This is a genomic window from Macrococcus sp. PK (assembly GCF_022501545.1).
GTDB classification, from domain to species: Bacteria; Bacillota; Bacilli; order Staphylococcales; family Staphylococcaceae; genus Macrococcoides; species Macrococcoides epidermidis.
Genome location: NZ_JAEPRF010000002.1, coordinates 108,999 through 135,963, shown reverse-complemented (window position 1 = coordinate 135,963; position 26,965 = coordinate 108,999). Strand labels below are relative to the sequence as shown.

Here is a 26,965-nt window from a genome sequence, read left to right as displayed (position 1 = left end):
GTTCAATTTAAATTATGATACTAGTGTAAACAATAGATTCTATGACGTCAAGTCCCTGAAATTATGATATACTAAAAAAATATTCAGGAGGAAATTTGTATGCCGAAAAAACAACGTCAAATATTCAAACCTAAACAAACGAAAGATAATATAAAATCAACTTTTAAGTCTATTGAATTTACCCCTTACGTATGGTTTCACGGTATTTACGAAACACTTACACGTACTATTCTGTTCTTGTTAGTAACGGGATTACTCATCGGTACTTTACTTTTAGGACTCGGCACAGGTTATTTTTTAGCGCTTGTTAAAGATGAACCCGTAAAAAATAATACTGCGCTGAAAAAATCATTATATGAAATGACACAGAGTACTACCGTTTATTTCGGTACCGGTGAGTCACTTGGTACACTTAATGCTGATGTACAACGTGAAGTCATTAAGTATAATAAAATGAGTCCCCATGTCGTCGATGCATTAATTGCTACAGAAGACGAAAATTTCTATAAACATAATGGTATCGTACCAAAAGCTTTTATCCGTGCAACTGCACAAGAGTTTTTAAATATGGGTGTCACAAGCGGGGGTAGTACGCTAACACAACAACTCATTAAGAACCAGCTGCTGACGAATGAAACTTCATTTAAACGTAAAGCAAAAGAAATGATGCTTTCATTTAAAGTTGAGAAATCACTCTCTAAAAAAGAAATTATTGAAGCTTATTTAAATGTTGTCAGCTTTGGTCGCAATACAAATGGTCAAAATATTGCTGGAGTTCAGGCTGCAGCACAAGGTATATTCGGTGTTGACGCAAATAAATTAAATATCGCTCAAGCAGCTTATATTGCTGGAATGCCTCAAAATCCTTATACATACACACCGTTCTTACAAACAGGAAAGATTAAGAAAGATAAAGACTTAAAGTTCGGTTTTGAACGTCAACAATACGTGCTAATGCGTATGTATCAAGAGAAAAAAATTACGAAAGCGCAATATGAACAGGCTAAAAAATTTAATCTAAAAAAATCATTTACGAAAGATTTCGAAGTACCTAACGAAAAGTATCCATTCTTAACTCAGGAAGTTGAATCACGTGCAATTGATATTCTAAAATATATATTCGCTGAAAAAGATAATATTTCTCGCCAGGAATTAGATGAAACACCTGTATTAGAAGAAAAATATGTCGGTATCGCAAATCGTGCTATTCGAAATAATGGTTACATCATCGATACGACAATCCATAAGAAAATTTTTGATACGATGGATCAGATTAAAGATAACCCAAATTACTATTCTTATGCCAGAAATGCAAATGTTAATGGTAAAACAAAACCAATCAATATGGAAGTCGGCGTTCTATTAAAAGAAAATGACTCTGGTAAAATTTTGTCATTCATCGGTGGGCGTAATCATAATGATTCTCAAAATAACCATGCGACTAAAACGAAACGTTCTCCGGGTTCAACAATCAAACCATTATTAGCGTATGCACCAGCAATTGAGTATGGTGTTACTGCACCAGAAGCATCATTACTTGATAAACGATTTAATTATAATGGTTACTCGCCTGAGAACTATGCAAGAATGGAATACAACGTTGTAACAACGCGTTATGCATTAGAGAACTCACTGAACTTAAGTACATTACGTTTATACTCTGGCATTCAGGATAGAAAGCCATGGGAATTATTGCAGAAAATGAACTTTAATATACCGAAGTCAGAACAAGAGAACTTATCATTAACGCTCGGTGCAACAGATATTACGTTAGAAAACAATGTCGATGGATTTTCTACATTAGCAAATAAAGGGAACTATCAGGAAAGCTATATGATTGAGTCAATTAAAACGCGTGACGGGAAAGTCATCTATCAGCACAAAGCGCGTCCTATTCGCATTTACAGTCCTGAAACATCTTATATTATGACAGATATTCTGCGTGGCGTATTAGATACAGGTAGTGGTTATCAGTTAAAAGGAACATTTATGTACAACCAGGACTGGGCAGGAAAAACAGGTACAGCGCAAGAAGGTAAAGATAGTTTATTTATCGGTTATAATCCAAAAGTAACAATGGGCATCTGGATGGGATATGACGTCCCTACTTCATTTGATGAAGAAAATCATTACCAGTTACGATTATGGCGTGATATTATCAATCAGATTACCACTCAGGATCAGCTACAGATGGGTGTAGGCGAAAGATTTAATCAGCCTGATGGTGTTAAAACGATTGAAATGTGTCAATATACAATGTCTCAAAAAGGATCTTGCGATGATGGTGAACCTGTGAAGCAAAGCTTAGTGTGGAGTAAGACAGATACTTCACAAAAGATATTAGATGACTATAAAGTATTATCTCGTTTAGGTGAGAAACTAGATCCTGAAACAAGAAAGAAAATCTCATCCAAACAAAGTGCAGCAGATACTTTATCAAAAGCAAATCAAAATGCAAAACCAACAAATGATAAGAAGAAAGATAATCAAACTGCGCAATAAATCAAGCCTCCACGATTCATTTCGTGGAGGCTCTATTTAAAAAAACTCACTAAAAATAATTTTAGTGAGTTTTTTTATATGGATTAGAATAACCCTACTGCATTGCCGTCTGCATCAACATCCATTTTTAAAGCTGCTGGTTGTTTCGGTAAACCTGGCATTGTCATGATATCACCTGTTAGTGCAACGATAAATCCTGCACCAGTTTTAGGAATTAATTCACGAATTGTAACATTAAATCCTGATGGACGTCCTAATTTCGTAGGATCATCAGAGAATGAGTATTGCGTCTTCGCCATACATACTGGATATTCATTCCATCCATTATCAGCAATTGTTTTAAGTTGCTTTCTAGCTTTCTCTGCAAAAACTACATCATCTGCACCGTAAATTTTTTGAACAATTGTACGGATTTTCTCTTCAACTGGCATAGATAAATCATATAAATGTTTGAAATCTTGTGGTGTTTCTAATACTTCAAGTACTAATTTAGCTAGCTCAACGCCGCCTTTTCCACCATGTTCCCAAACTTCCGTTAATGCTAATTTTACATTTTGTTCTTTTGCCCAGTTTTGAACGAATTCACGTTCAGCATCAGTGTCAGTAACAAAGTTGTTTAAAGCAATAACCGGCTCAACACCAAATAATCTTAAATTCTCAATATGCTTTTCTAAGTTTTGGATACCTGATTTTAATGCTTCAACATTTTCATTTGAAAGTTCTGTTTTAGCAACGCCACCATGCATTTTTAATGCACGAATAGTAGCTACAACAACGATTGCATCTGGTTTAATATCTGCTTTTCGTGCTTTAATGTCCATAAATTTCTCAGCACCTAAGTCAGAACCGAATCCTGATTCAGTAACAACGATATCAGCTAATTTACGTGCAGTCTTCGTTGCGATAATTGAGTTACAACCGTGTGCGATATTTGCAAATGGTCCTCCGTGGATTAAGGCTGGTGTGCCTTCAATCGTTTGCACTAAGTTTGGTTTTAATGCATCCTTAAGGATTAAAGTTAACGCGCCTTCTACACCTAAATCTTTAACTGTAACTGGTTTACGATCATACGTATAACCAATTGTCATCTTACCTAAGTTTTCTTTTAAGTCAGTGATGTTATTTGATAAACAGAATACTGCCATGATTTCAGAAGCAACAGTAATATCGAAACCATCTTCACGTGGTACACCTTTGAAAGGTCCACCAAGACCAACAACGACTTGACGTAATGTACGATCGTTCATATCAATAACACGTTTCCACTCAACACGACGTGGATCAATGTTTAATTGGTTACCTTGATAAATATGGTTGTCGATGAATGCAGCTAACGCATTATTTGCAGTCGTGATGGCATGTAAGTCGCCATTGAAATGTAAGTTGATTTCTTCCATCGGTAATACTTGTGCACGACCACCACCAGTAGCGCCACCTTTCATACCGAATACAGGTCCTAAACTTGGTTCACGTAAAGCAACCATAACACTTTTACCTAACTCTTTAAATGCATCTGAGATACCAACAGTTACTGTTGATTTACCTTCTCCAGCTGGTGTTGGGCTCATCGCAGTAACAAGGACAATCTTACCTTCTTTGTTTGTAGTCACTTTAGAAGTATCAATCTTTGCTTTAAAGTGGCCATAAGGCTCAACTGCATCAGCAGGGATTCCCGCTTCTTCTGCAATTTCCAAAATAGGTCGAACTGTCGCTTGGTTAGCGATTTCTAAATCTGATAAATATTTAGTCATTTTCACATTCTCCTAATCTTAAAAGTGTCTTTACTATTCCATAATAAGATAACGCTTTCAAGATGTCGACTAATTTCATAGAAATTTTAAGTAAAATTTACATTTAATCTTCCATCGTTGATAAATCACCAGTTGGTAAGTCTAGTTCCCATGCTTTAAGTACACGTCGCATAATTTTACCTGAACGTGTCTTTGGTAATTTATCTTTAAATTCTATTTCTCGCGGTGCTGCATGTGCTGCAAGACCTTCTTTTACAAACACTCTGATTTCTTCTTTTAGCTCATCACTTTCTTTATAACCATCACGTAAAGCAATAAATGCTTTAATGATTTCACCGCGAACTGGATCCGGCTTACCGATGACCCCTGCTTCCTGAACGGCAGGATGCTCAACAAGCTTTGATTCAACTTCAAAAGGTCCAACACGTTCTCCTGCAGTCATAATTACATCATCGACACGACCCTGGAACCAGAAATATCCATCTTCATCCATATAAGCACTATCACCTGAAATATACCAATCACCCGGTAAGAAGTAAGATTGATACTTTGGTTCATTATTCCAGATGGTCTTCATCATCGATGGCCAACCAGCTTTCATCGCTAAATTCCCCATTCTGTTTGGTGGTAACTCATTACCTAAATCATCTACGATAGCTGCCTGAACACCTGGCAATGGTTTACCCATAGAACCTGATTTAATATCCATATCTGGTATATTTACAATCATATGTGCACCCGTTTCAGTCATCCACCAAGTATCGTGAATACGAAGTTTAAATACTTTATCTCCCCATTTTACAACTTCAGGGTTTAATGGTTCACCAACTGATAATATATGTCTTAAATGTGATAAATCATACTTTTCAACAAGTTCATCTCCTGCTCCCATTAACATACGGAAAGCTGTTGGTGCTGAATACCAGACAGTCACTTTAAACTGTTCCAGAATACCATACCATCCTTCAGGTGAGAATCTTCCCCCAGCGATGACATTTGTTGCACGGTTTAACCATGGTGCGAATATACCGTAACTTGTTCCAGTTACCCACCCAGGATCTGCTGTACACCAATATACATCATCTTCTTTTAAGTCTAATACGTAAAGTCCTGAAATATAATGCTGAATCATTGCATTCTGTACATGTAATACACCTTTAGGTTGTCCAGTTGAGCCAGACGTGTAATGCAGAATCAATCCATCGTCACGTGTTAACCATTCTACATCAAACTCCGTTGATGCAGCTTTAAAATGATGATTAAAATCTATGTATTTATCTTCGACATTATCATCGATTACGACGATATGTTGTAAATGCGGTAATTCACTTTGTGGAATGCGTCCAAGTAAGCTATTTGTCGTGATGATGACACTTGCTTCACTATTTTCCAGACGATCTTTTACTGCTTTCTCCATAAACGCTTCAAATAAAGGACCAACGATAGCACCAATCTTAAGCGTGCCGAGTAATGCAAAATAAAGTTCAGGTGAACGTGGCATAAAGATAAAGACGCGATCCCCTTTTTTCACGCCTGCTTCTTTCACCAATACATTCGCAGCTTTATTAGAATTCTCCATCATTTGTTTAAATGTATAGCTTTCATTTCTGCTCGCATCTTTATAAAGTAATGCAACTTTATCTCCATATCCATCTTCGACATGTTTATCGATACATTCATATGCCATATTTACTTTTCCTGTTTCAGACCATGAGAAATGCTTCTCAATCTCTTTCCAGTCAAAGTTCTCATACGTTTTATCATAATCCTTTAAATTATGATTACCTGCTGTTGCCTTAAAAATTTCTGTCTTCACAATAAATCCCCCTTGTAAACGTTTTCAATATTTCCATTTTTATTATATAATAAAATTAACTGATAATTCAAAAAATATGCAAATTTTTATGTATTTAATAATATATTTCATTAACACTACAAGGAGGATGCATGAAACATATAAAAACCTATCACAAATCGACGTATACATTTAATGACCGCGAATTAATAATAGAAGGCCCTGTTGATGGTCATACGCTTCAAAAATATACCTTTGATAAAGGACTCGTAGCTTTTCGACGACCGGATGAACAATTTGAAGCAATCATAGAAATTGCTGATCTCGAAGAAGGACGTATCATTATTTGTCGCGATGGTATTAACATCATTGGGTATACTACCTACTTATATCCAGATCCGTTGGAACGGTGGTCCAATGGTAACCTTGAATTTATTTTAGAACTTGGTGCAATTGAAATTAGTAAAGATTATCGTGCATTAGGATTAGGGAGTGAAATGCTGAGAGTTGCTATGATGGATGATGCCATGGAAGATTTTATCGTTATTACGACAGAATATTACTGGCACTGGGATTTAAAGAATAGTGGTCTTGATGTGTTTCAATACAAAGAGATTATGCAGAAAATGATGGGCAGATGTGGTATGAAAGTATTTTCAACCAATGACCCGGAAATTACGAGTCATCCTGCCAATTCACTCATGGCACGAATCGGCAAACGGATTAATAATGAACAGATTCAGGCGTTTGATAATTTAAGGTTTCTAAACAGATTTTTCTTATAGGAGGATGCTATGTTAGTTGAACGAATAATGACAAGTCCTTGTATTACATTCAATGTAGAGGGCACAATAGAAGAAATCATCACTTTAATGCATGAAAAAAATATCCATCATGTCCCAATTGTTGATGATGACAATAGACTGCTCGGCATTATTAGCGACCGAGATATTAAACAGGCATTGCCGTCAAACTTACAAGACCGTCTTGTTCTGGATTTAAATGTACCGATAACAAAGATTATGGCGAAAAAAGTTATTACATGTCATCCACTCGATTTCGTAGAAGAAATTGCGCTAGACTTTTACAATGAGAATATCGGTAGTATTCCTGTCGTGAAACGAGGCAAAGTTGTTGGTATCGTCACTGCTAAAGACATGTTGAATACTTTTATCGAACTGACAGGCGTCGTAACACCAGGAACAACAATTCAAATTCAAATACCGGATATTCCGGGCAATCTTCACGAAGTGACTGAAGTGTTCTATAGATTTAAGACCGGAATAGAAAGTGTCCTCGTATTTCGTGATAAAAAAAATCCAGGCAAAAAAATCGTAAGCGTACGTATGATGTCAATGCATCCTCAAACAATCATTGCTGAACTCGAGGCCAAAGGATTTCAGGTATACAATCCAATGGAAAACAGCCTATGACGTTATTTGTATATGATGATGCACTGCTCGCATACCGTTTCAGTAACGATCACCCTTTCAATCAAATGCGATTACTGTTAACGAAAACATTGCTAGAAGCTTTACAGTTACTGCCTGAAGATAAAATCATTACACCTCGTATTGCTACAGACGAGGAGTTATTACTTGGGCATCAACCAGAGTATATTCAAGCTGTTAAAGATGCAGGAGAGAATACTTTAATCACATCAGAATGTGAGAAGTTTGGTCTGAATTCAAATGATACGCCAAACTTTGAAGGCATGCATGATAAATGTGCGACACTCGTAGGAGCAACGTTAACAGCTGTAGATGCTGTCATGACCGGACAGACTAAAACAGCTTGCAACTTTGGTGGTGGATTACATCATGGATTCCGAGGTCGTGCTTCCGGATTTTGTATCTATAATGATTCCACTGTTGCGATTGAATATATGAGACAAAAGTATAATAAACGCGTGCTTTATATCGATACAGATGCCCATCATGGAGACGGCGTTCAGTTTTCATTTTATAATGATAACGATGTCTTCACATATTCAATCCATGAAACAGGAAGATATTTATTTCCAGGTACGGGAACAATCCATGAAAAGGGAGACGGTAACGGTTATTTATATAGTATGAACTTACCTGTAGATGCCTATACTGAAGATGACTCTTTTCTTCATGTATTCCGAGAAAGTCTGATTAAAGCATGTGAATTCTTTAAACCTGATATTATACTGAGTCAAAATGGTGCAGATGCTCATTACCTTGACCCATTGACACATTTATCTGTCACACATCGAACATACCAGACAGTTCCTCAAATCGTTAATCAGTGTGCTGCAAAGTATACAGACGGTAAGTGGATTGCAATCGGTGGCGGTGGATATAATATCTTTCAGGTCGCCCCACTTGCCTGGGCACAAGTTTATAATGCGATGTTAGGCAATCCTCCTTTAACAGGAGAGATTCCGAAGTCCTGGATTGATAAATGGCAGCCAAAATCAAAGATAAAGATGCCACATACATGGAATGAGGATCTGAAAAATTACGAGGCAATCCCTAGAAGGTTGGATATCGAAGAAAAAAATCAACAGACACTTCAGAGAATTTTAATGCATTATTAAATTAACAAAATAAATATCATATTATTCATAAAAAAATAAGCGATTAAACTGATTCAGTTTAATCGCTTATTTTTATTTCGTAGTACCTCTATAGACGATACTGTATGGTAATGTTACCTTTGATTCTTCAATTTGTTCATCATTCATATATTTAGTAAGTAATCGCATACCGACAGCACCGATATCATAAAGTGGTTGCATCACACTTGATAATTTTGGACGAACCATCTTAACAAGACGTGTGTTATTGAAACTAATCACCTGTAATTCATTTGGTATATCTTTCCCATCATCTTGAGCTGCATGAACAATGCCGATTGCCTGTTCATCACTGATACACATAATCACTTCAGGGTTTTGTGATTTAATTGCTTCGTATGCTTTCTCGCCATCTAAATATTGTTCTTGTCCGATGTAAATAGATGATTCATCAAGTTCAATATTATTAGCTGAAAGTACTGACTTCATACCTTCTAATATATCAATTTGCGCTTTTTCAGAGTAACCTCCACCAACGAAAGCAAACTTTTTCACCCCATCTTGAACGAACTTCTCGGTAATTTCCTTACTTGCATTAACGTAATCTATATTTACTGCTGGTAAACTTGCATCCAGGTCATGTGTACCTGATACCACGACTGGAACAGAAGACGTCTTAATAATATTTGTCGTTTCTTTAGATAAAGTACCGCCTAAGAAAATAATACCATCAACTTGTTTAGATAATAAATTGTTGAAGATTTCCTGTTCTTTTTGTGAATCGTTATCTGAGTTTGAAATGATTGTCTGATATTTATACATCGTTGCAATATCTTCTAATCCACGTGCTAATTCAGAATAATAAACATTTGAAATATCAGGAATGATAACACCAACTGTCGTTGTTTTTTTACTTGCTAGACCACGTGCAACTGCATTCGGTCTATAGTTTAATCTTTTAATTACTTCATTAACTCTATCTCTTGTCGCTGGTTTCACGTTTGGATTGCCGTTCACCACACGAGAGACAGTTGCCATCGAAACTTTTGCTTCGCGAGCAACATCATATATTGTAACTGTCATTTTATCCTCCTGTAACCGTTTTATTTATTATTCTAACACGTTTTCATAACTTTTTCATTTTTCAAGTTAGCAAATTCACAAATTGTTAATAATTTCGTGCTGCCTTTGTAATTTCCTGATAGAAAGTTTCAAATTCGTTAAGGTCCATCTGTTGACCTGCATCACTCAATGCAACAGACGGATCAGGATGTACTTCTGCCATCACACCATCTGCTCCAACTGCTAAAGCTGCACGTGCAACTGGTAACATAATATCTTTACGACCCGTTGAATGCGTCACATCTACCAATACAGGCAGATGCGTACCTTGTTTAAGAATTGGTACTGCAGATATATCTAATGTATTACGTGTCGCTTTCTCATAGGTTCTAATACCTCGTTCACAAAGTATGATCTTATTATTACCATTGGCATAAATATACTCGGCAGCATAGATAAATTCCTCAATTGTAGCACTTAATCCTCGTTTTAAAAGAATTGGTTTATTTGTTTTTCCCGCTTCTTTTAATAATTCGAAATTCTGCATATTACGTGCACCGATCTGAAATACATCCACATATGGATCAGCAAGATCAAAATGGTTTGGATTAACAATTTCACTTACAACATTTAAGTCATAGCGTTTTTTCATTTCACCTAATATCTTTAGACCTTCAACACCTAGTCCCTGGAAGTCATAAGGAGAAGTTCTTGGTTTAAATGCACCGCCTCTAATAAATTGCTCACCTTTTTGATGTAAATTTTTCGCAACTGCATCCACCTGTTCAATAGATTCTACTGAACAGGGACCAAATACAAATGACTTTTTACCGTCACCAATAATCGCTCCATTATCAAAAGAAACAATCGTATCTTCTGGTTTTAATTTACGTGATACTAAAAGATGCTTTTCACTATTTGATTTTTGTAATTCTGTCGATGCTTTAAAGATTTCTTTAAACAACTGCTTGATCACATTATCATCAAATGGTCCATCGTTTTTATCCAGTAACATGTTAATCATTTCTTTTTCACGTTCAGGGTCATAAATTGCAGTGCCTTGTTTACGCTTTTCTTCACCTATTTGTTTAGCGATTTCACCGCGTTCGCTCAGTAACTTTAAGATTTCAATATTAATTGCTTCTATTCTGTCTCGTAAATGATTCAATTCATTCATCGCTATAACCTCTTTTATATAAATTAAAAAAATAGTAGACCGTCAGCCTACTATTTTATCATAATCCGAAAAAATTTGTATATTATTTGTTTCTTGCTTTATTATCAGCATCTTTAGCTGTTTTTATTGTTTGTTCACGTTCTGTTAAAGCTTCATCTTTAATCGGTGTATCTAATGATTTATCTACAATTGCAATCGGTTGTGCTAATGTATCGTCGTTTACTTCAGATTTAATCGCTTGTTTTTGACGCTCTAATTCATTAAACGTCACATGATTATCTTTATCACTATTATTTAATTTTTGTACTGCTTTCTCTTTTAATGCTGCTGTTTTTTCTGTTAACTTTGCAGCAAATGCATTAGATTTTTCTTTGAAACCTTGTGCATTTTCAATTTGTTTATTGTAATGATCCACTGATTTCGCTTTTAAACTTTCTGACTTTTGACTTAAATCCTGTTGTAAATCTTTACCTGCTTTCGGTGCAACAAGTAAACCGATAAATGAGCCAACAACTAATCCCGCAGTTAAACCGATTGAAAAGTCACGTGCTGTTGTATCTTTTTGAACTTTATATTCTTTTACTGTATGTGTATGTAAGTCTCTATTATAAGTATTTGTCATTTTTAAACGCCTCCGTTAATGTATTAATGATTGTTATTGATTACTTAATCTTTATTTTATTCAAAAAATAAAGGAATGTACAATATGTACATTCCCAATTAATGATTATTTTAAACCAGCATTGATTTTATCTTGGTCTAAATGATCACCTTTAGTATGTGTTTCATTAAAATTGTTTTGGTTAACATGGTTCTCGTAATTCGGAGTTGTTGTTTCAGCAAAGTTAACTGAATTACGACGTTGTTTTCTCATTTGCCATTTGTCAGCAACTTCCATCGCTACGTTTGACCATTGAACAACTTGAGAAATTTTGTCATCGTTTTGTGAGATATTATGAGTGATTGAAGAAGTAACATTATCCACTGAACTGTTTAAGTTTTGAACCGTTGAACCGATACCACTTACTGCATCAACAACTGTATTTAATTTTTGAGCTTTAACCTGAACATCTTCAGCTAAACGATTTGTTTTGTGTAATAAATCAGTTGATTCACGTGTAATACCTTGAATTTGTCCTTCAACACCGTCAAGTGTTTTAGCAACATGGTCTAAATTCTTCTTAACTGACATTAAAGTCAACCCTAAGAATATACATAATACTAAAAATGCAATTGCAGCGATTAATCCTGCGATTGGTAAAATCCATTCCATAAAAACGCCTCCTATTATTTATAACTCTTGTTATTTAGTCAAATACCCTGCTGAATAAAGCTTAAACATACTTTGTGTAACGTTATATAAGATTTTCATAAGATTTCTGAACTTTTTGTATATCGCCAGCACCCATAAATATAATAACGCTGTTTTCATGTGTGTTCAATTGAGCAACTGACGTCTCACTGATAAGTTCAGCATTGGGAATTAACGTCTGTAAATCCTTGATTGTAAGTTCTCCGGATGATTCTCTCGCAGAACCGAATATATCACATAAATAAGTTTTGTCAGCCACTTTTAAACTATCTGCAAATTCCTGCAGAAATGCACTCGTTCTTGAGAAAGTATGCGGTTGGAAAACTGCTACAATTTCTTTATTCGGATATTTTTTTGATGCAGATTCTAATGTTGCTTTAATTTCAGTTGGATGATGTGCATAGTCATCAATTAAGATTTGTGTACCAAATTTCTTTTCACTAAAACGACGTTTCACACCACCAAAAGTAGCTAATGCATCCTTAATTGCAGCCATATCTAAGTCTTCAAGATAACAAATTGTAATTACGGCTAAAGCATTGAGTACTTGATGATTACCAAACATCGGTGTTTTGAAATGATCAATAAACTTACCGTCAATATAGACATCAAATGTCGTTCCATTATCTACAGATTCAACATTTTTAGCAGTGACTTTGTTATGTTCACCTAATCCATAATAGTAGATTGGTACATCTGCTTTTAATCCTTTAAGATTTTCATCATCTCCACATGCTACAATCGCCTTCTTCACTTTATATGACATTTCCTGGAATGCACTGAACACGTCCTCTAAAGATTTAAAGTAATCGGGATGATCGAAATCTACGTTCGTAATAATCGCATAGTCAGGTGAATAACTTAAGAAGTGACGACGATATTCACAAGCTTCAAAGGCAAAGTATTCACTGCCTGGCATACCCATACCTGTACCATCACCAATTAAGAATGATGTTTTTTTATCTCCATTCATCACATGAGATAAAAGACCTGTTGTACTCGTTTTACCATGAGCGCCAGTTACTGCTACAGAAATGTAACGACTCATAAAGTCTCCTAAAAACTTATGATAGCGAATCACTTCTAAACCTAACACTTTTGCACGGACAATCTCTTCATGATCGTCGGGAAATGCATTCCCAGCAATAACAGTCATACCTTCTTTAATATTATCTGCATTGAATGGAAGGATTGTAATCCCTTTATCACGCAAACCTATCTCCGTAAAAAATTCCTTTTCGATATCTGAACCTTGAACCTGTTCACCCATATCGAATAAGATATGTGCTAATGCACTCATTCCTGAACCTTTAATACCAACGAAATGATATAAAGTCATGTGCTCATCTCCTAATATTCTGCTTGTTTTTCCGTTATTAATACTGCTCTTGGTTTAGAGCCGTTCTGGCCACTAACGTAACCCATTTCTTCCAGCTGATCGATAATGCGTGCAGCACGATTATAACCAATCTGGAATCTACGTTGAATTTGAGATGTTGAAATATGACCTTCATCAATCATAAAATCACAAATTTCATTAAATAATTCATCTTTAGGTGTTTCCGAAACTTTCTTCAGCAATTCTTTTTCCTGAAATAAATAATTCGGTTCACCTTGTGTCTTGACATATTGAACAACTGCATCTATTTCTTCATCAGAAACAAAGTTACCTTGAATTCGAATTGGTTTATTCATTCCATTACCAAGATACAACATATCGCCATTTCCTAAAAGCTTTTCAGCTCCGCCACTATCAATGATTGTTCTTGAGTCGACTGCTGAAGAAACCATAAAGGCAATTCGCGTAGGAACATTTGCTTTAATCAGTCCTGTTATTACATTTACTGAAGGGCGTTGTGTTGCTAGAATCATATGGATACCGGCAGCACGTGCTTTTTGTGCAATACGTGCGATAGCATGCTCTACATCTTGCGGAGACATCATCATTAAATCCGCTAACTCATCGATAACGATGACAATCTTCGGTAAACGCTCTACGTAACTTACCTTCTGATTATAAGCAGTAATATTACGAACATGAATATCTGCAAATATTTTGTAACGACGTTCCATCTCTTCAACGACCCATTTTAAACTTTCTGTTGCTGCTTTCACATCTGTTATAACAGGCGCAATTAAATGCGGTAAATCATTATACGGCGCAAGTTCTACCATCTTCGGATCGATTAATAGTAATTTAAGCTCATTCGGATTATTTCTATATAATAACGAAACTAATATCGAATTGATACAAACTGATTTACCAGAACCTGTAGCTCCAGCGATTAGACCGTGAGGCATCTTAGCAAGATCCATAATCATCGGCTCGTTATTAATACGAGCACCAAGTGCTACTGTAAGTTTACTCTCTGCAAATTTCATCTTCTTACTGAATAAAACTTCGCTTAAATTTACATTACGCGTTTCAACGTTAGGTACTTCTACACCTACAAGTGAAGTGCCTGGAATCGGTGCTTCAATACGAATATCTTTAGCGGCAAGTGCCATCTTAATATCATCCTGTAAATTTGTAATGCGAGAAACTTTCACACCTTTTTCAACAGACAGTTCAAAACGTGTAACGGATGGACCGACGACAACATTTTCAACCTTTGCCGGAACATTAAAGTGATAGAAAGCATCATCCAGCTGTGCTTTATGTTCTTCTACCCACGTTTCATCGCGTTCTACCTTATCTTCAGGATTTAATAGAGAAACCGGTGGTAACAAATATTTTGGACCGATACGCTTCGTCGGTTCTTTTTTCACTGGATACCCATTGTTGCTCACAATCTGATTAGATTGAGGTTGTGATGCAGTTACAGTAGTTGATATATTTTCTTCTTCTACTGTTTCAATATCTTTATCTACTTCTTCTGTTTCTTTTACTTCTTCGACTGCGTTATGATCTTGCTGAACGATATTTTCCTCTGCCGTACCCTGCTGTTCAAATGACTGCTGAATATCATCTGCAATCGTAACATCTTCAGCAACGTCCGTCTGTTCAACAGCATTCAAATGATCTTTTACTTCGTTTTGCTGAATATTCTGTGACAGCTGATTTTCAGCTTGTCGTTTTTTATCCAGTAAACGGCGTTTATCACTTGGTGTCATGACGACATTGAATGGTGATACTTTCTTTTTAGGTTGTTGTGCTGATGAGATAACGGCTTGCGGCAGATGATCACGAATATTTGCTTTAATCTCATTATTTTCAACTTGAACGTAATGTCCTGAAGAAAGATGTTGATTGATATTACCTGTAACAACGCTTTGTTCTGCTTCATTTGTTTCATCTAATTGATCACTATCATCAATTGTTAACTCATGTAGAGTCATTTCTTCTGTATTTTCAGGCGTAAGAACAGGTTCAAATGATGCGTGCGCTTTTGTAGTATCCAACTTATCAATAACGTCTTTTTCTTCAGTAGCATCTAATTCATCGAATACTTCGGTATCTTCCTCAGTTTCAATTAACGGAATAACGGGTTCTAAAGAATTTTCATCAACTGCTTCATACTCACTATCTCCAGAAACTACTACATCGACCTCTGACATTTGTTTGAAATCCGGTTCAAGTATCGGTTCTAATGATTTTGAATGTGCTGTACAAACATCTGTAGTTTCACTAATTACTTCTTCAGATTCTTCTTTATATTCTAAATCTTCATCAATCATCTCATAAGCATCATCATCGATTTCAATCGGTTGCTCTTCTAACGGTTCGAACGTCACATTCTCATCTAAGAATTCATCTTCTGTTGATGTTTGTTCCAATGTTTCAACGTCACGCTCTAAAAGTGTTACTTCTTCCACTTCAGCAATTTCTTCTTTACCATCATCAGCAGTTTCGTCTTCATAACTTTGTTCTTCTGCTGCTTCAATAATTGTTAAACGCTCAGCATTAGCAGGATTAAATGGTGTCTTTGTAGAATACGTATATCTTTCACCTTCAGAAATAGTGATGGCTTCTGTTTCATCAATACTTTCTTCTATTTCATGTTCTTCTATTTCACTGACATCTTCTTCACTGTCTTCAGTCAAATCAATATGATTGATAACGGGTTCGTGTACGACAACATCTTCTTCAATAATCGTTACACGTTCGTCAAATTCAGTTGTTTCCGGTTCAGCGTGAACATATTCAACATCACTTTTTTCTTCACGCATCATCGAAGATATTTCTAACTCCTGAAGTTTCTTAAGTTCACGTTCTTGTTCAAACGCTTTTTTACGCTGCAATTTTTTTTCGCGTTCACGTCTAATTTCAGCAACAATTTGAGAAGCATAGACATTCTCAATATTGACTGTATTATCTTCTTTACGATGTGTCGGGGTTGCAGGTCTCGCTTCTACTGTTTTCTTACCTTGTAGCGGCTGAATTGGTTGCTTTAAAGATGCCGGATCTTTTCTTGGCTTCGTACCATAGATAGCTGAAGGTACAACAGATGCTTTAAATTTAGGCTGATGTACACTATATTGTTTCTCACTGAATGTCTGTGTATTGTTAGCTTTATGAATGCTATTACGTTTATCCTTCGGTTGATATGAAGTATACTTTGGTGTATCGTTTAATCTTGTCTTAGGCTGATAACGATCAATAGCTTCATTATTACTTAATGATTCAGTGCGTCTTGTATGAAATGATTGCTGTTCGCTATTTCTACCTCTTCTTCTTTCACGTCTTGGAACGTAATCAGAGGAAAATGATGCTCTAATTTCTTCTGTGTTTACACTTTCATTTTGAGCAATATATGTTTCACGACGAGGTTGAACCGGTTCAATATATTCATGATTATCATCTGTAATCTGTGCATCATTAACATTATCTAGTGTACGATGATGTTCTGCTGTTTTAATATTTTCTACATTTAGTGGGAATCTGAATTTTCCTCGTGGTCTGCGATAGACATCGTCTTCATGTGTTTGATCTTGCGTATGTTCTGTTTTCTCTGATGATTCTCCAAATAGTTTATCAAACCAACTCATGTTATCACCCTATTCTGCTTTAAAGAAGTCTTCGCCAATCTCACGCGAATCATCTAGTACTAAAATACCTTTTTTCTCTTCAGAATCTGTTAATCCTAATTCACGTTCCGAACAAATCATACCTTTTGAAGGTACACCACGTAGCTCAGCATCTTTAATCTGCATCCCGCTCGGCATGACAGCACCAACTTTTGCGACTACAACTTTCTGACCTTGTGCGATATTTTTTGCGCCACAGACAATCTGTAATTTTTCAGTCCCGACATCAACCGTTGTGACATTTAATTTATCAGCATCAGGGTGTTTCTCACATATTTCAACAAAACCTACTACGAATTTAGGTGATAAATCTACTTCTAATGGTGCTTCTAATCCTTTTTGTAATAATAGGTCATTAATTTTAGACATTAAATTTTCATCTAATTTTACTTGTCCATTTGTATCTAATCCTAATGTTTCAACACCGCTAACGTTATATCCTACGACTTTGTTATCTTTTTTTATCGTGATGATATCACCGTTCGTTTCATATTCAAATGGTCCATCAACTGGTTCTAATGTAATAAATAAATAATCTCCAACGACTTTGTTATAAAAAATATTCATATGTTTGCTCCTTAAAAGTTTGTATTATTATTCTTTATCTATTATATGCTTTATTCAATCGTTTTTCTTAAAAAATCAATTAAAAATAACAGAAATATTACACTCAATATAATTTAATGATATCATCATTTTTTGTCTTTATGTTGTGTTTGTTGCGCTTGTTCTGCCATAAACTTCTGACGGTTACTTTCAATACGCTTGATTGCTTCCTGATCACGCTTTGCATTATTCTTTCCTAATATAAATACCGGTGTTAACACATCATCTTTATACTGGAAAGATAAAGATGTAATCGGTACGAGTCCATTCGCAAAGAAAGTCATCATCATTTGTGCAAGTACGTCATACCCCGTTTCATTTTGAATATCAGCGATTATCAAAACATCTGCATGAGGTGTAGCAACTAACATTTCTCCAGTAATGTGTGCTTCAAAATCTTTTAACAGCTGCTTGTTTAATATGCGACTTGCATCATAACCATCATTAGCATTGAAGAAATAATATGTATTGCCTGCGACAACATCTGTTTTATACGTCGTCTTTAACCCTTTTACATTAAATAAAGCTTGTTCTTTAATGTGTGTTTCATCAATACCTAATTCACTTTGAATCTCTGCATCAATTAAACGATATGACTTGCCTAAATCTATCGCGTAATAAATATTTGTTTCTGCCGTATGTTCTGTAATTAAAAACGGCACATCATTTTGTGCTTTAGGAAAACTCGTCGAACGAATAACAGGCATGATCTTCGCACCTTCCGGCAAAGTCGTATTGCCCATCGCCTGAATGGTTTCGTTGATATAATATAATACTTCTTCAATAATGCTTTCTTTCTTCTCTTTATATTTAGCTGCAACAGGTGCAAGCTTTATCGTTAAACCTTTATTATTATCAAGACGCTCTACGCGCAGTGTTTCTTCTTTACGGTCAAACTTTGTTGAAACGATTGAAGTATCTAATGATTCAGTCAATCGATCTCTTATTTCAAAAACATTCACATTCTCACTCCTCACATAACTTTCATTGTACAATAAAACCACTACCGTTTAAAGCAACGCGTAGTGGTTAACATATTTTATAAACTTTGTATAAATTCGTTCACTTGTTCTTTTGTTTTTCTATCTTTCGATACAAAACGTCCGATTACTTCAGAATCTTTAAATGCGATAAAGCTCGGAATACCCATCACTTCATATTCTACTGCTAAATCAATAAATTCATCTCTGTCGATAGAAATAAACTGGTATTCTGGATTTTCTGCTTCGATTTCAGGCATCAACGGATCAATAAAGTGACAATCCGGACACCACGTTGCAGTAAACATTGCTATCGTTGGTTGTGTAATCGCTTCTCTAAATGCCTCAATATGCTCTATCTTTTTCATTACGTTAACCTCCTGTGTTAATCTTTTGTTCGCCGGCTTTGATAATATTAGCTCGGCTCATCATTATATATACAATATAACTGATAACACCAGGTAAAAGGAAATGAAACAGTCCAATCTGCAACCATGTTGTTAAACTACTGCCCATCGTTTTGATTGTCATAATCTGTCCTACGAAACCACTCGTCCCCATCCCAGCACCTGCAGCAGCATTTTTCATTGGCCAGAGCATCGTCATAATTGGTGCCACAATAATACTCGCGATCACAGGCGGCACTAAAATAAATGGATGTAACATGTAGTTTGGAATTTGAATCTTACTCGTTCCAATACCATGCGCAATCAATCCTTGTATACCGTTATCTTTAAAACTTGTCACCGCAAAACCAATCATATGACAACAACAGCCGATTGTAGCAGCAGCCGCTGCAGTGCCATTAATACCTAACATCAGTGCTAAAGCTGCACTCGAGATTGGACTAGATAAAGTAAGTCCAAAAATAAGAGAAACAAGAATTCCCATAAGTAACGGTTGTTGGTCTGTAGCAAATGTAATAAATTCACCAAGTGACAACATAAATGCCTGAATAAATGGTCCTACAAGCTTGGCAATGATTGCTCCGATTACTAATGTTAAAAGTGGTGTCAATATAATATCAATCTTTGTTTTACCACTATAAAATCTACCTAGCTCAGCTGTTGCTAGACTGACCACATACGTTCCAGCAGCCCCACCTTGCTCATAGCCATACATACCAGTTACCGCACTCGCAAATATGACCATTGGCTTTGCACCTAAACCAAATGCAACGGCAACGCCTACTGCTGCACCGGTATAAAGTTTTGCCAGTTTACCGATTTCTATCAATAATGAAGTGTCTAGAAAAGGCTTTAACTCTGTTCCTACAGTTTCTAAAATAAGACCGATAATCAACGAACAGAATAAACCTAATGCCATAAAGCTCATTCCATCAACAAACCAACGTTTAAGTAATGCTTTCAAACTGCCAGCTCCTTTAATATCATTTTCATTATCATAGCACAAATGTATTTAATAATAACATATGTAAATTGATTATATTGTGATTAAGGTGTGCTTATCAATCATTACAAAAAAATCATTCACCTGCATATGCAAATGAATGATTCAATTAAATCGATATAATGTTTAAGAACCGCTGTAAATGTTCTGACTTTGGATTTGTGAAGATTTGTTCCGGATGATCTAACTCTTCGATACGTCCATCATGGATAAACGCAACTTTGTCGGCAACACTTCTTGCGAATGCCATTTCATGCGTAACGATCACCATCGTCATTCCTTCATCTCTTAAGCCTTTAATGACTTTCAGAACGTCTTGCACAAGCTCTGGGTCAAGTGCTGATGTCGGTTCATCGAATAGCATCACTTTCGGATTCATCGCAAGTGCTCTTGCAATACCTACACGTTGTTGCTGTCCACCAGAAAGAGAAATTGGATACTGATCTTTAACATGTAATAAATCAACTTTTTCAAGTAAATTTACCGCAATTTTCTCCGCTTCCACTTTACTCATGCCTTTCACTTGCACTAAGCCTTCCATTACGTTTTCAAGAGCAGTCATATGAGGAAACAGCTGGAAGTTTTGAAATACCATCCCTGTTTTCTTACGTACTGCAATTTGTGATTTTTTGTCGTTTGCTGTGTAAGTTACACCATCAACAGTCACAGTACCTGATGTAGGGATTTCTAACGCATTCATTGTACGCAGTAATGTCGTTTTACCTGAACCACTACGACCGATAAGTACGACAACTTCACCATTCGCAACTTCAAGATCAATATCTTTAAGTACAGTTTTTTCACCAAATTTTTTAACTAAATTTTGTATTGAAATCATCGTTGATACTTCCTTTCAACACGTTCTTCATAAATACCTTGAATGATTGAAACGATGAAACAAACCACCCAGTACATAATCGCCACTAAAGTATAGATTGATAAGAATTCATATGTTGTTGAGGCAACTTGCTGCGCATTTCTAAACATTTCAGCCACCAATATATATCCTAATAGGGATGTATCTTTAATTAAACTCAGGAATGTGTTTCCTAATGCTGGTGTTGCTGTACGAATAGCCTGTGGTAAGATGATGCGTTGCATCGTTTTCTTTGGGCTCATCCCGATTGAATATGCTGCTTCAGTTTGTCCGTGCGGTACTGATAATATACCACCACGAATGATTTCAGAACCATAAGCACCAACATTTAAACTTAATGAAATAATAGCAGCTGTAATGGATCCGAGTTTAAATGCCTGATCCGGATCACCTGTAATCAGACGGCCGATTTCAGGGATACCGAAGAAGATAATAAACATCTGAACAAGCATTGGTGTGCCTCGGAAGATTGATACGTAAACACGCGCTGGAATGCGTAATAATTTATTATTAGAAATACGTGCAAGCGCCGTAAATATCGCAATAATAAATCCTAGTATAAACGTAACAATCGCAATCGGAATCGAATATTTGACTAAACCCCAAAGCATTGGCTCAAAAGCTTGAGCCGCCGCATTCAGGGCATGGGACATTTCTTCATTAAGGACGAGTGACATCTTCACCGAACCATTTTTCACTGATTTTTTTCATTGTACCGTCTTTTTGTAATGCATCTAATGCTTTATCAAAATCTTTGATGATTTTCTCATCTGTTTTCTTAGTAAATACAAATCCTGATTGTGTTTTCTCAGCGTTACCTTCAACAATTTTGATATCAGCATTTTTCTTTTGTTTTAAGTAATCTAATACTGAAATTTTATCATTAAAAGTTGCTTCAACACGGTTAGATAGTACCATTTCCATCGCCTGATTAAATCCTTCAACTGAAGTTACTTTAGCGCCTTTTTCTTTCGCTAATTTGCCGTAATTAGATGTTAAAGTTTGTGCTAATGCGCGACCTTTAACGTCATCAAATGATTTAATATCTGAATTTTTACGTGTTACTAATACACCTTGTGTGTAAGTGTATGGTTTAGAGAAATTATATTTCTTCTTACGATCTGCATCCATACCTACCTGGTTTGCAATCGTATCGAAACGACCAGAGTTAAGACCCGAGAACATTGAATCCCATTGTGTTTCTACGAATTTCACTTTATATCCTGCTTTTTTCGCTACTGCTTCTGCTACTTCCACATCGAAACCTGTTAATTTGTTGTTCTTATCATGGAAAGTAAATGGTGCATAAGTACCTTCTGTTCCAATCGTGATCTCTTTCTTGCTGTCTTTTTTATCTGAGTCATTACTACCACATGCTGCTAAAATAAATAATGCTGTAAACAATAAAGCTAATAATTTTTTCAATTTTCCATTCTCCTATTCTTATCAATTTACTCGGAATAGGTTTTATTTTAAAGCATTTTAATTTTAAGTCAATAAAAAGATACTCAAGATGAAAAAGATGAAGCAAATACTATCGCTTCATCTCAATAAAAAGTAAACTATTAATTCATCTTTAAATATTCAATTTTTTCATCATTGACGTTTTTGAGTAATGCAAGCAGTCCATCACGTGCTGCATAATAGTCCCGAATATCAAAAATTGTGTGATTGGAATGGATATAACGTGCTGGCACACCGATTACTGCTGTCGGAATGCCTTGTAAAGCAGTATGGATAACGCCACCATCCGTACCACCTGGTGAAGTATAATATTGATGTTGAATATCATTTGTTTCATAGATTTCTTCAAGCCATTGTTTAAATGACGGTTTCAAAATCATCGTTCTATCAATAATTCGAACGAGCGTTCCCTCGCCTAGTTTACCATTCGCATTACTTCCTGCAGTGTCATTGGCTGGTGAACAATCAACGACAAATGCTAAGTCTGGTTTGATCATATTTGCAGACGGCCCTGCACCACGTAATCCAACTTCTTCCTGCACGTTTGCACCTACATAAAGGTCAAACGGTAAGTCTGTATCTTTTAATTGTTCAAACAGGTCGACGATAATTGTACATCCATAACGATTGTCCCATGCTTTACATAGGAATCTGTTCTCAGTCAATTGTTCAAAATCAACTGCCGGAACGATTGAATCACCGATTTGGATGCCCATTGCTAATACTTGTTCTTTACTTTCTGCTCCCACATCAAGTAACATATCTTTAATTTGCGGTGTTGCTTCCTTACCTGTTCTAAAATGTGCAGGCACACTGCCAATTACACCACTATATGTTTTGTTGTCACGCGTTAATACTTGCATCTTTTGAGCCTGCAGGACATCTGCTGGCCACCCACCGATTTCCGTGAATTTAAGTAATCCTTTTTCCGTAATATCTGTTACCATGAATCCGACTTCATCCATATGTGCTGCAATCATGATGCGTTTAGCATTGTCCTGTTTTGATTTCTTTACAAAGAAGACGCCACCTAAGCCATCTTGTAATACTTCGTCTGCCAGTGGTGATAATCTTTTTAACAGATAATCACGTACGAGACGTTCATGTCCTGGCGCACCATGTAATTCAGTTAAAGTTTTTATCGTATCTAATAGTTGTTCTGTCATGTTTTTTGCTCCTTATGTTAGAATATAATCAAAACGTTAACCTAAAAGTTATACGCTTTGCTTCCAAATTTATTGATGAGAGGACTTTTAACTATGAAAAAATATCAAATCATCATTCCCGTTATTGTAGTCACTGGTATTATCGCTTATCAACTACGTCATCATATGACGATGCAGCACCCAGAAACGCTGCTACAACAGGTGCTGACAAACTTCGATCACGTCACAGGTTCAGCTATCGTATATGAACCAGAAAAACAAGAAAAGTTTGGTCAGATCTCTCACATTTATCGCGGTATCATTAATACGCAGGATAAAGATTACGAATTTACAATCGATGCTTATACCGGTGAACTCATCGACACAATTGAGATTTAAATTAATTGAATATAAAGATGAATTTGAAGCACAACATTTATTGTGCTTCTTTTTCTTTTGTTGTTTTTAAGTAATCGAATGATTTTTTTATGCGGTCAAGACCTTCTAATAATTTATCTTCACTACACGCGACATTAAATCTAAAATGTGTACTTGCCGATAATTCGTAAGTATTACCGATACCCGTCGCAATCTTTCCGACATTCTGTAAGGCATCCTGTACTTCCATTTCACTAAATCCACTCTTCTCAAAATCAATCCAGGCTAAAAATGTAGCATCCGGCTTCTGGAAAAATAAACAATCAGACAGATGATCTGCAATGTAGTCTTCTACGAGGGTCATATTATTATCGATATGCTGATTAAGCGCATCGACCCAGTCGCCACAATCTAAGTAAGCTGTTTGAATAACAGTTAAGGCAACTAAATTTACTGCCGCTAAACCATACACAGACATCACTTTCGTATTAATTGTCTCGCGCATATATTTATCTTTTGTTATAAAGTATGCATGCGGAATGCCAGAAACATTAAATGTCTTACCTAAACATGTCGTCACTAACATCTGTTCATAGTCATGCATATATTTTGCAAGTGTTTCGTGTTGACCGCGACGCACAAAATCCATATGAATTTCATCAGCAATGATATACACATTATATTTCTTACAGATTTCAATAATCTTTAAAAGTTCCTGCTCAGAAAACACTTTCCCTGTTGGGTTATGTGGATTGCATAATAAGAACACTTTATTTTGAGGCATCTGACACAGATATTCAAACTGTACAAAGTCCATCGTGTATTCGTAACCATCAAAGTAAAGTTCACTTTCAACAATCATACGTTTATTACCGTTAATCAGATTGATAAAGTTGTTATAGGAAGGTGTATTAAGGATAACACCATCACCTTCATTAGTCAGGATACGTATTGCTTCTGTCACAGTAAAAAGCACTGATGGCGAATAGAATAGATCTTGTTTAAGAATATTTGTATTAAATCGGTTACTATACCATTGTTTAACCGGCGTATAGAATGCATCATTTTTCCAACTCGTATATCCGAAAATTCCGTGTTCCAGGCGATTAGCGATAGACTTTGTAATCTTTTCCGGCGTTTTAATATCCATATCTGCTATCCAGAAGGGCATTAAATCTCTACGCTGATAGATTAATGGAATCATTTCAGTTTGAACTGCATTTGTATTTAAACGGTTAACATTTTCATTAAAGTTATACATAGTTTCCTCCAGTTCAGAAAATTCTCTCAATATATCAAGTCTACACTAAATAAAGCATAAAAAAAAGATGAGACACTTATAATGTCTCATCATTTAATAATGCTTCAAATGTTATTTAAAACTTGCTTCAAGTCGGTTGATTCTAAAACCTTTAGCAGAAAATTTCTCTTCGTACTCTGTCTTGATATTATCAGCCGGTTCATTATCATGAAGATTTAAATTGATATTTTTGAGTTTCATACCAAACTGACTCATACTTTCAATAGAAAATTCAAATAGTCCTTGATTATCTGTCTTGAAGTGAATTTCACCATCATCTTTCAGAATCGTCTTATAAACTGATAAGAAATTAGCATGTGTTAAACGACGTTTGGCATGTCGTGTCTTCGGCCATGGATCTGAAAAGTTTAAATAGATGCGGTCAATTTCTCCAGGATTAAATATTTCAGTCAGCTTCTCAGCATCAACTGTCAATAATCGTAAGTTTTTAATATCCTGCTCTATCGCTTTTTCTACAATACGAATCATTACATTCTTATCTCGTTCAATACCGATATAATTGATTGCTGGATTTGCTTTTGCCATCTCAGTAATAAATCTACCCATACCGCTTCCGACTTCTATATGAATCGGCTGAACTTTTTCAAACCATGATGTGATATTGTCTTTTTGTGACAGGTCGATACTTACAATATCACGATGTTCAAGCAGATAATCTTCTGCCCACGGTTTATTACGCATTCTCATGTATGTTGCTCCTTTAAATAAATCTATTCTGTGTTAAAACTTCATCTAAAAACTTCAACCATTCGTTCATATCGTGGTAACGACTCTTCTCCTCATACCACTCTACCATCGCAATCGCCTGTATAATCGTATACCATTTCATACGTTTCTCTAAATCGATTGTATAGTTAATACCGTAATCAGCAAGCCACGCTTCCCAGTCAACTTCTTTGCTATACGTATATAAAATCATACCAATATCAATCGCAGGATCCGCAATCATTGCACCTTCCCAGTCAACAATAAACAGTTCATCCTGATCTGAAAGTAACCAGTTATTATGATTCACATCGCCATGACAGACAGTATAAAACTGACTATCTAGATTAGGCATATGTTCTTCTAAGTAAATTAAAGCTTTTCTAACCGTATGATGTGCTAATACATTGCGTGAAAGAGAACTATTAATTTTCTTAAGTAAGATGTGAGGATACATCGGTTTCATTTCTAAACGTTTTAACATATTAAGTAAAGGTTTAGAGCGATGAATTTTTCTGAGGAGTTTCGCAACACGCTTGGAACCCATTTCTTCGTGTGTCAATGATCTTCCATTCTTCCAATGTTGAGCGGTAACGACCTCGCCCGTTTCAATACGTTTTGTCCATACGAGCTTAGGTACGATACCCTCAGCAGATAACGCTGCTAAGAATGGCGAAGAATTTCTTTTAAGAAATAATTTGCGGCCATCTTGCTCTGCCATATATGCCTCTCCAGAAGCGCCACCAGCGGAATCTAATGTCCAACCAAGCTGATAGAAATGTTCCAACATGTTCACCTCCCACAGTAGAAAAAAGAAAAGGCAATGAGAAATAATCTCTTGCCTTATTTTTAGTTCGAACGTTTTTGACGACTTATTTAAATTTTATAACCTTTTATAAAAATATTC

Annotated in this window: 24 protein-coding genes; 5 read left to right on the top strand and 19 right to left on the bottom strand. The window is 35.8% G+C overall.

Features of this window, described 5'->3' with window-relative positions; genetic code table 11:
• Nucleotides 1-99 precede the first annotated feature (99 nt).
• On the top strand, nucleotides 100-2,502 hold the full coding sequence (locus JJJ02_RS00975; protein WP_240836878.1) for a transglycosylase domain-containing protein: 2,403 nt from the start codon (nucleotides 100-102) through the stop codon (nucleotides 2,500-2,502).
• A gap of 83 nt (nucleotides 2,503-2,585) precedes the next feature.
• Here the strand turns inward: JJJ02_RS00975 and JJJ02_RS00970 are convergent, their stop codons facing one another.
• Nucleotides 2,586-4,253, bottom strand: coding sequence for a formate--tetrahydrofolate ligase (locus JJJ02_RS00970; RefSeq protein ID WP_111716559.1), 1,668 nt, complete (start codon nucleotides 4,251-4,253; stop codon nucleotides 2,586-2,588).
• A 103-nt stretch (nucleotides 4,254-4,356) separates the two neighbouring features.
• Nucleotides 4,357-6,069, bottom strand: a complete 1,713-nt coding sequence (gene acsA, locus JJJ02_RS00965; RefSeq protein WP_240836877.1) for an acetate--CoA ligase — start codon at nucleotides 6,067-6,069, stop codon at nucleotides 4,357-4,359.
• Between the two features lie 131 nt (nucleotides 6,070-6,200).
• Between acsA and JJJ02_RS00960 the strand changes: the two genes are divergently transcribed.
• From JJJ02_RS00960 to JJJ02_RS00950, 3 genes are read left to right on the top strand one after another with little or no spacing between them, the layout of a single operon-like run.
• Complete coding sequence (locus JJJ02_RS00960; protein WP_240836876.1) at nucleotides 6,201-6,833, top strand: GNAT family N-acetyltransferase; 633 nt, start codon at nucleotides 6,201-6,203, stop codon at nucleotides 6,831-6,833.
• Between the two features lie 9 nt (nucleotides 6,834-6,842).
• A complete protein-coding gene (locus JJJ02_RS00955; protein WP_240836874.1) occupies nucleotides 6,843-7,481 on the top strand; it encodes a CBS and ACT domain-containing protein in 639 nt (212 codons plus the stop codon).
• Nucleotides 7,478-8,614 carry an acetoin utilization protein AcuC gene (locus JJJ02_RS00950; protein ID WP_240836872.1) on the top strand — a complete coding sequence of 379 codons (1,137 nt, stop codon included), beginning with the start codon at nucleotides 7,478-7,480 and terminating at the stop codon, nucleotides 8,612-8,614. The genes JJJ02_RS00955 and JJJ02_RS00950 overlap by 4 nt, the downstream gene beginning before the upstream one ends.
• A gap of 72 nt (nucleotides 8,615-8,686) precedes the next feature.
• Here the strand turns inward: JJJ02_RS00950 and ccpA are convergent, their stop codons facing one another.
• The 14 genes from ccpA to JJJ02_RS00880 form a co-directional block, all read right to left on the bottom strand.
• Nucleotides 8,687-9,676: a catabolite control protein A gene (gene ccpA / locus JJJ02_RS00945; RefSeq protein WP_240836870.1), complete on the bottom strand. Its 990-nt coding sequence runs from the start codon at nucleotides 9,674-9,676 to the stop codon at nucleotides 8,687-8,689.
• 85 nt (nucleotides 9,677-9,761) lie between these two features.
• Nucleotides 9,762-10,832, bottom strand: a complete 1,071-nt coding sequence (locus JJJ02_RS00940; protein WP_133423999.1) for a bifunctional 3-deoxy-7-phosphoheptulonate synthase/chorismate mutase — start codon at nucleotides 10,830-10,832, stop codon at nucleotides 9,762-9,764.
• 82 nt (nucleotides 10,833-10,914) lie between these two features.
• Nucleotides 10,915-11,454, bottom strand: coding sequence for a YtxH domain-containing protein (locus JJJ02_RS00935; protein WP_239242553.1), 540 nt, complete (start codon nucleotides 11,452-11,454; stop codon nucleotides 10,915-10,917).
• A gap of 105 nt (nucleotides 11,455-11,559) precedes the next feature.
• Nucleotides 11,560-12,105 (bottom strand): DUF948 domain-containing protein, encoded by a 546-nt coding sequence (locus JJJ02_RS00930; RefSeq protein ID WP_240836868.1) that lies wholly within the window; start codon nucleotides 12,103-12,105, stop codon nucleotides 11,560-11,562.
• 82 nt (nucleotides 12,106-12,187) lie between these two features.
• Nucleotides 12,188-13,483 (bottom strand): UDP-N-acetylmuramate--L-alanine ligase, encoded by a 1,296-nt coding sequence (gene murC, locus JJJ02_RS00925; protein WP_239242554.1) that lies wholly within the window; start codon nucleotides 13,481-13,483, stop codon nucleotides 12,188-12,190.
• Nucleotides 13,484-13,494: 11 nt separating this feature from the next.
• Nucleotides 13,495-17,133 (bottom strand): DNA translocase FtsK, encoded by a 3,639-nt coding sequence (locus JJJ02_RS00920; protein WP_240836866.1) that lies wholly within the window; start codon nucleotides 17,131-17,133, stop codon nucleotides 13,495-13,497.
• A gap of 9 nt (nucleotides 17,134-17,142) precedes the next feature.
• A complete protein-coding gene (gene ytpR, locus JJJ02_RS00915) occupies nucleotides 17,143-17,739 on the bottom strand; it encodes a YtpR family tRNA-binding protein (protein WP_240836864.1) in 597 nt (198 codons plus the stop codon).
• Nucleotides 17,740-17,864: 125 nt separating this feature from the next.
• On the bottom strand, nucleotides 17,865-18,740 hold the full coding sequence (locus JJJ02_RS00910; RefSeq protein ID WP_240836862.1) for a DUF1444 family protein: 876 nt from the start codon (nucleotides 18,738-18,740) through the stop codon (nucleotides 17,865-17,867).
• A gap of 77 nt (nucleotides 18,741-18,817) precedes the next feature.
• On the bottom strand, nucleotides 18,818-19,126 hold the full coding sequence (locus tag JJJ02_RS00905; protein WP_240836860.1) for a thioredoxin family protein: 309 nt from the start codon (nucleotides 19,124-19,126) through the stop codon (nucleotides 18,818-18,820).
• Between the two features lie 4 nt (nucleotides 19,127-19,130).
• Complete coding sequence (locus JJJ02_RS00900) at nucleotides 19,131-20,129, bottom strand: PTS sugar transporter subunit IIC (protein ID WP_240836858.1); 999 nt, start codon at nucleotides 20,127-20,129, stop codon at nucleotides 19,131-19,133.
• A gap of 148 nt (nucleotides 20,130-20,277) precedes the next feature.
• Nucleotides 20,278-21,006, bottom strand: coding sequence for an amino acid ABC transporter ATP-binding protein (locus JJJ02_RS00895; protein WP_240836856.1), 729 nt, complete (start codon nucleotides 21,004-21,006; stop codon nucleotides 20,278-20,280).
• Entirely contained in the window at nucleotides 21,003-21,722 is a 720-nt protein-coding gene (locus JJJ02_RS00890) for an amino acid ABC transporter permease (protein ID WP_111716538.1), read from the bottom strand. The genes JJJ02_RS00895 and JJJ02_RS00890 overlap by 4 nt, the downstream gene beginning before the upstream one ends.
• Nucleotides 21,706-22,470: an amino acid ABC transporter substrate-binding protein gene (locus JJJ02_RS00885; protein WP_111716536.1), complete on the bottom strand. Its 765-nt coding sequence runs from the start codon at nucleotides 22,468-22,470 to the stop codon at nucleotides 21,706-21,708. The genes JJJ02_RS00890 and JJJ02_RS00885 overlap by 17 nt, the downstream gene beginning before the upstream one ends.
• 140 nt (nucleotides 22,471-22,610) lie before the next feature.
• Nucleotides 22,611-23,675: a M42 family metallopeptidase gene (locus JJJ02_RS00880; protein WP_240836854.1), complete on the bottom strand. Its 1,065-nt coding sequence runs from the start codon at nucleotides 23,673-23,675 to the stop codon at nucleotides 22,611-22,613.
• Between the two features lie 93 nt (nucleotides 23,676-23,768).
• Between JJJ02_RS00880 and JJJ02_RS00875 the strand changes: the two genes are divergently transcribed.
• Entirely contained in the window at nucleotides 23,769-24,053 is a 285-nt protein-coding gene (locus tag JJJ02_RS00875; RefSeq protein WP_240836852.1) for a hypothetical protein, read from the top strand.
• Between the two features lie 37 nt (nucleotides 24,054-24,090).
• Here the strand turns inward: JJJ02_RS00875 and JJJ02_RS00870 are convergent, their stop codons facing one another.
• The 3 genes from JJJ02_RS00870 to JJJ02_RS00860 all read right to left on the bottom strand — a co-directional run bounded on the left by JJJ02_RS00870 (nucleotide 24,091) and on the right by JJJ02_RS00860 (nucleotide 26,845).
• Nucleotides 24,091-25,293 carry a MalY/PatB family protein gene (locus JJJ02_RS00870; RefSeq protein ID WP_111716531.1) on the bottom strand — a complete coding sequence of 401 codons (1,203 nt, stop codon included), beginning with the start codon at nucleotides 25,291-25,293 and terminating at the stop codon, nucleotides 24,091-24,093.
• 111 nt (nucleotides 25,294-25,404) lie between these two features.
• Nucleotides 25,405-26,040, bottom strand: coding sequence for a tRNA (guanosine(46)-N7)-methyltransferase TrmB (gene trmB, locus JJJ02_RS00865; RefSeq protein WP_111716530.1), 636 nt, complete (start codon nucleotides 26,038-26,040; stop codon nucleotides 25,405-25,407).
• Nucleotides 26,041-26,053: 13 nt separating this feature from the next.
• On the bottom strand, nucleotides 26,054-26,845 hold the full coding sequence (locus tag JJJ02_RS00860) for a phosphotransferase family protein (protein ID WP_099580143.1): 792 nt from the start codon (nucleotides 26,843-26,845) through the stop codon (nucleotides 26,054-26,056).
• Nucleotides 26,846-26,965 lie beyond the last annotated feature (120 nt).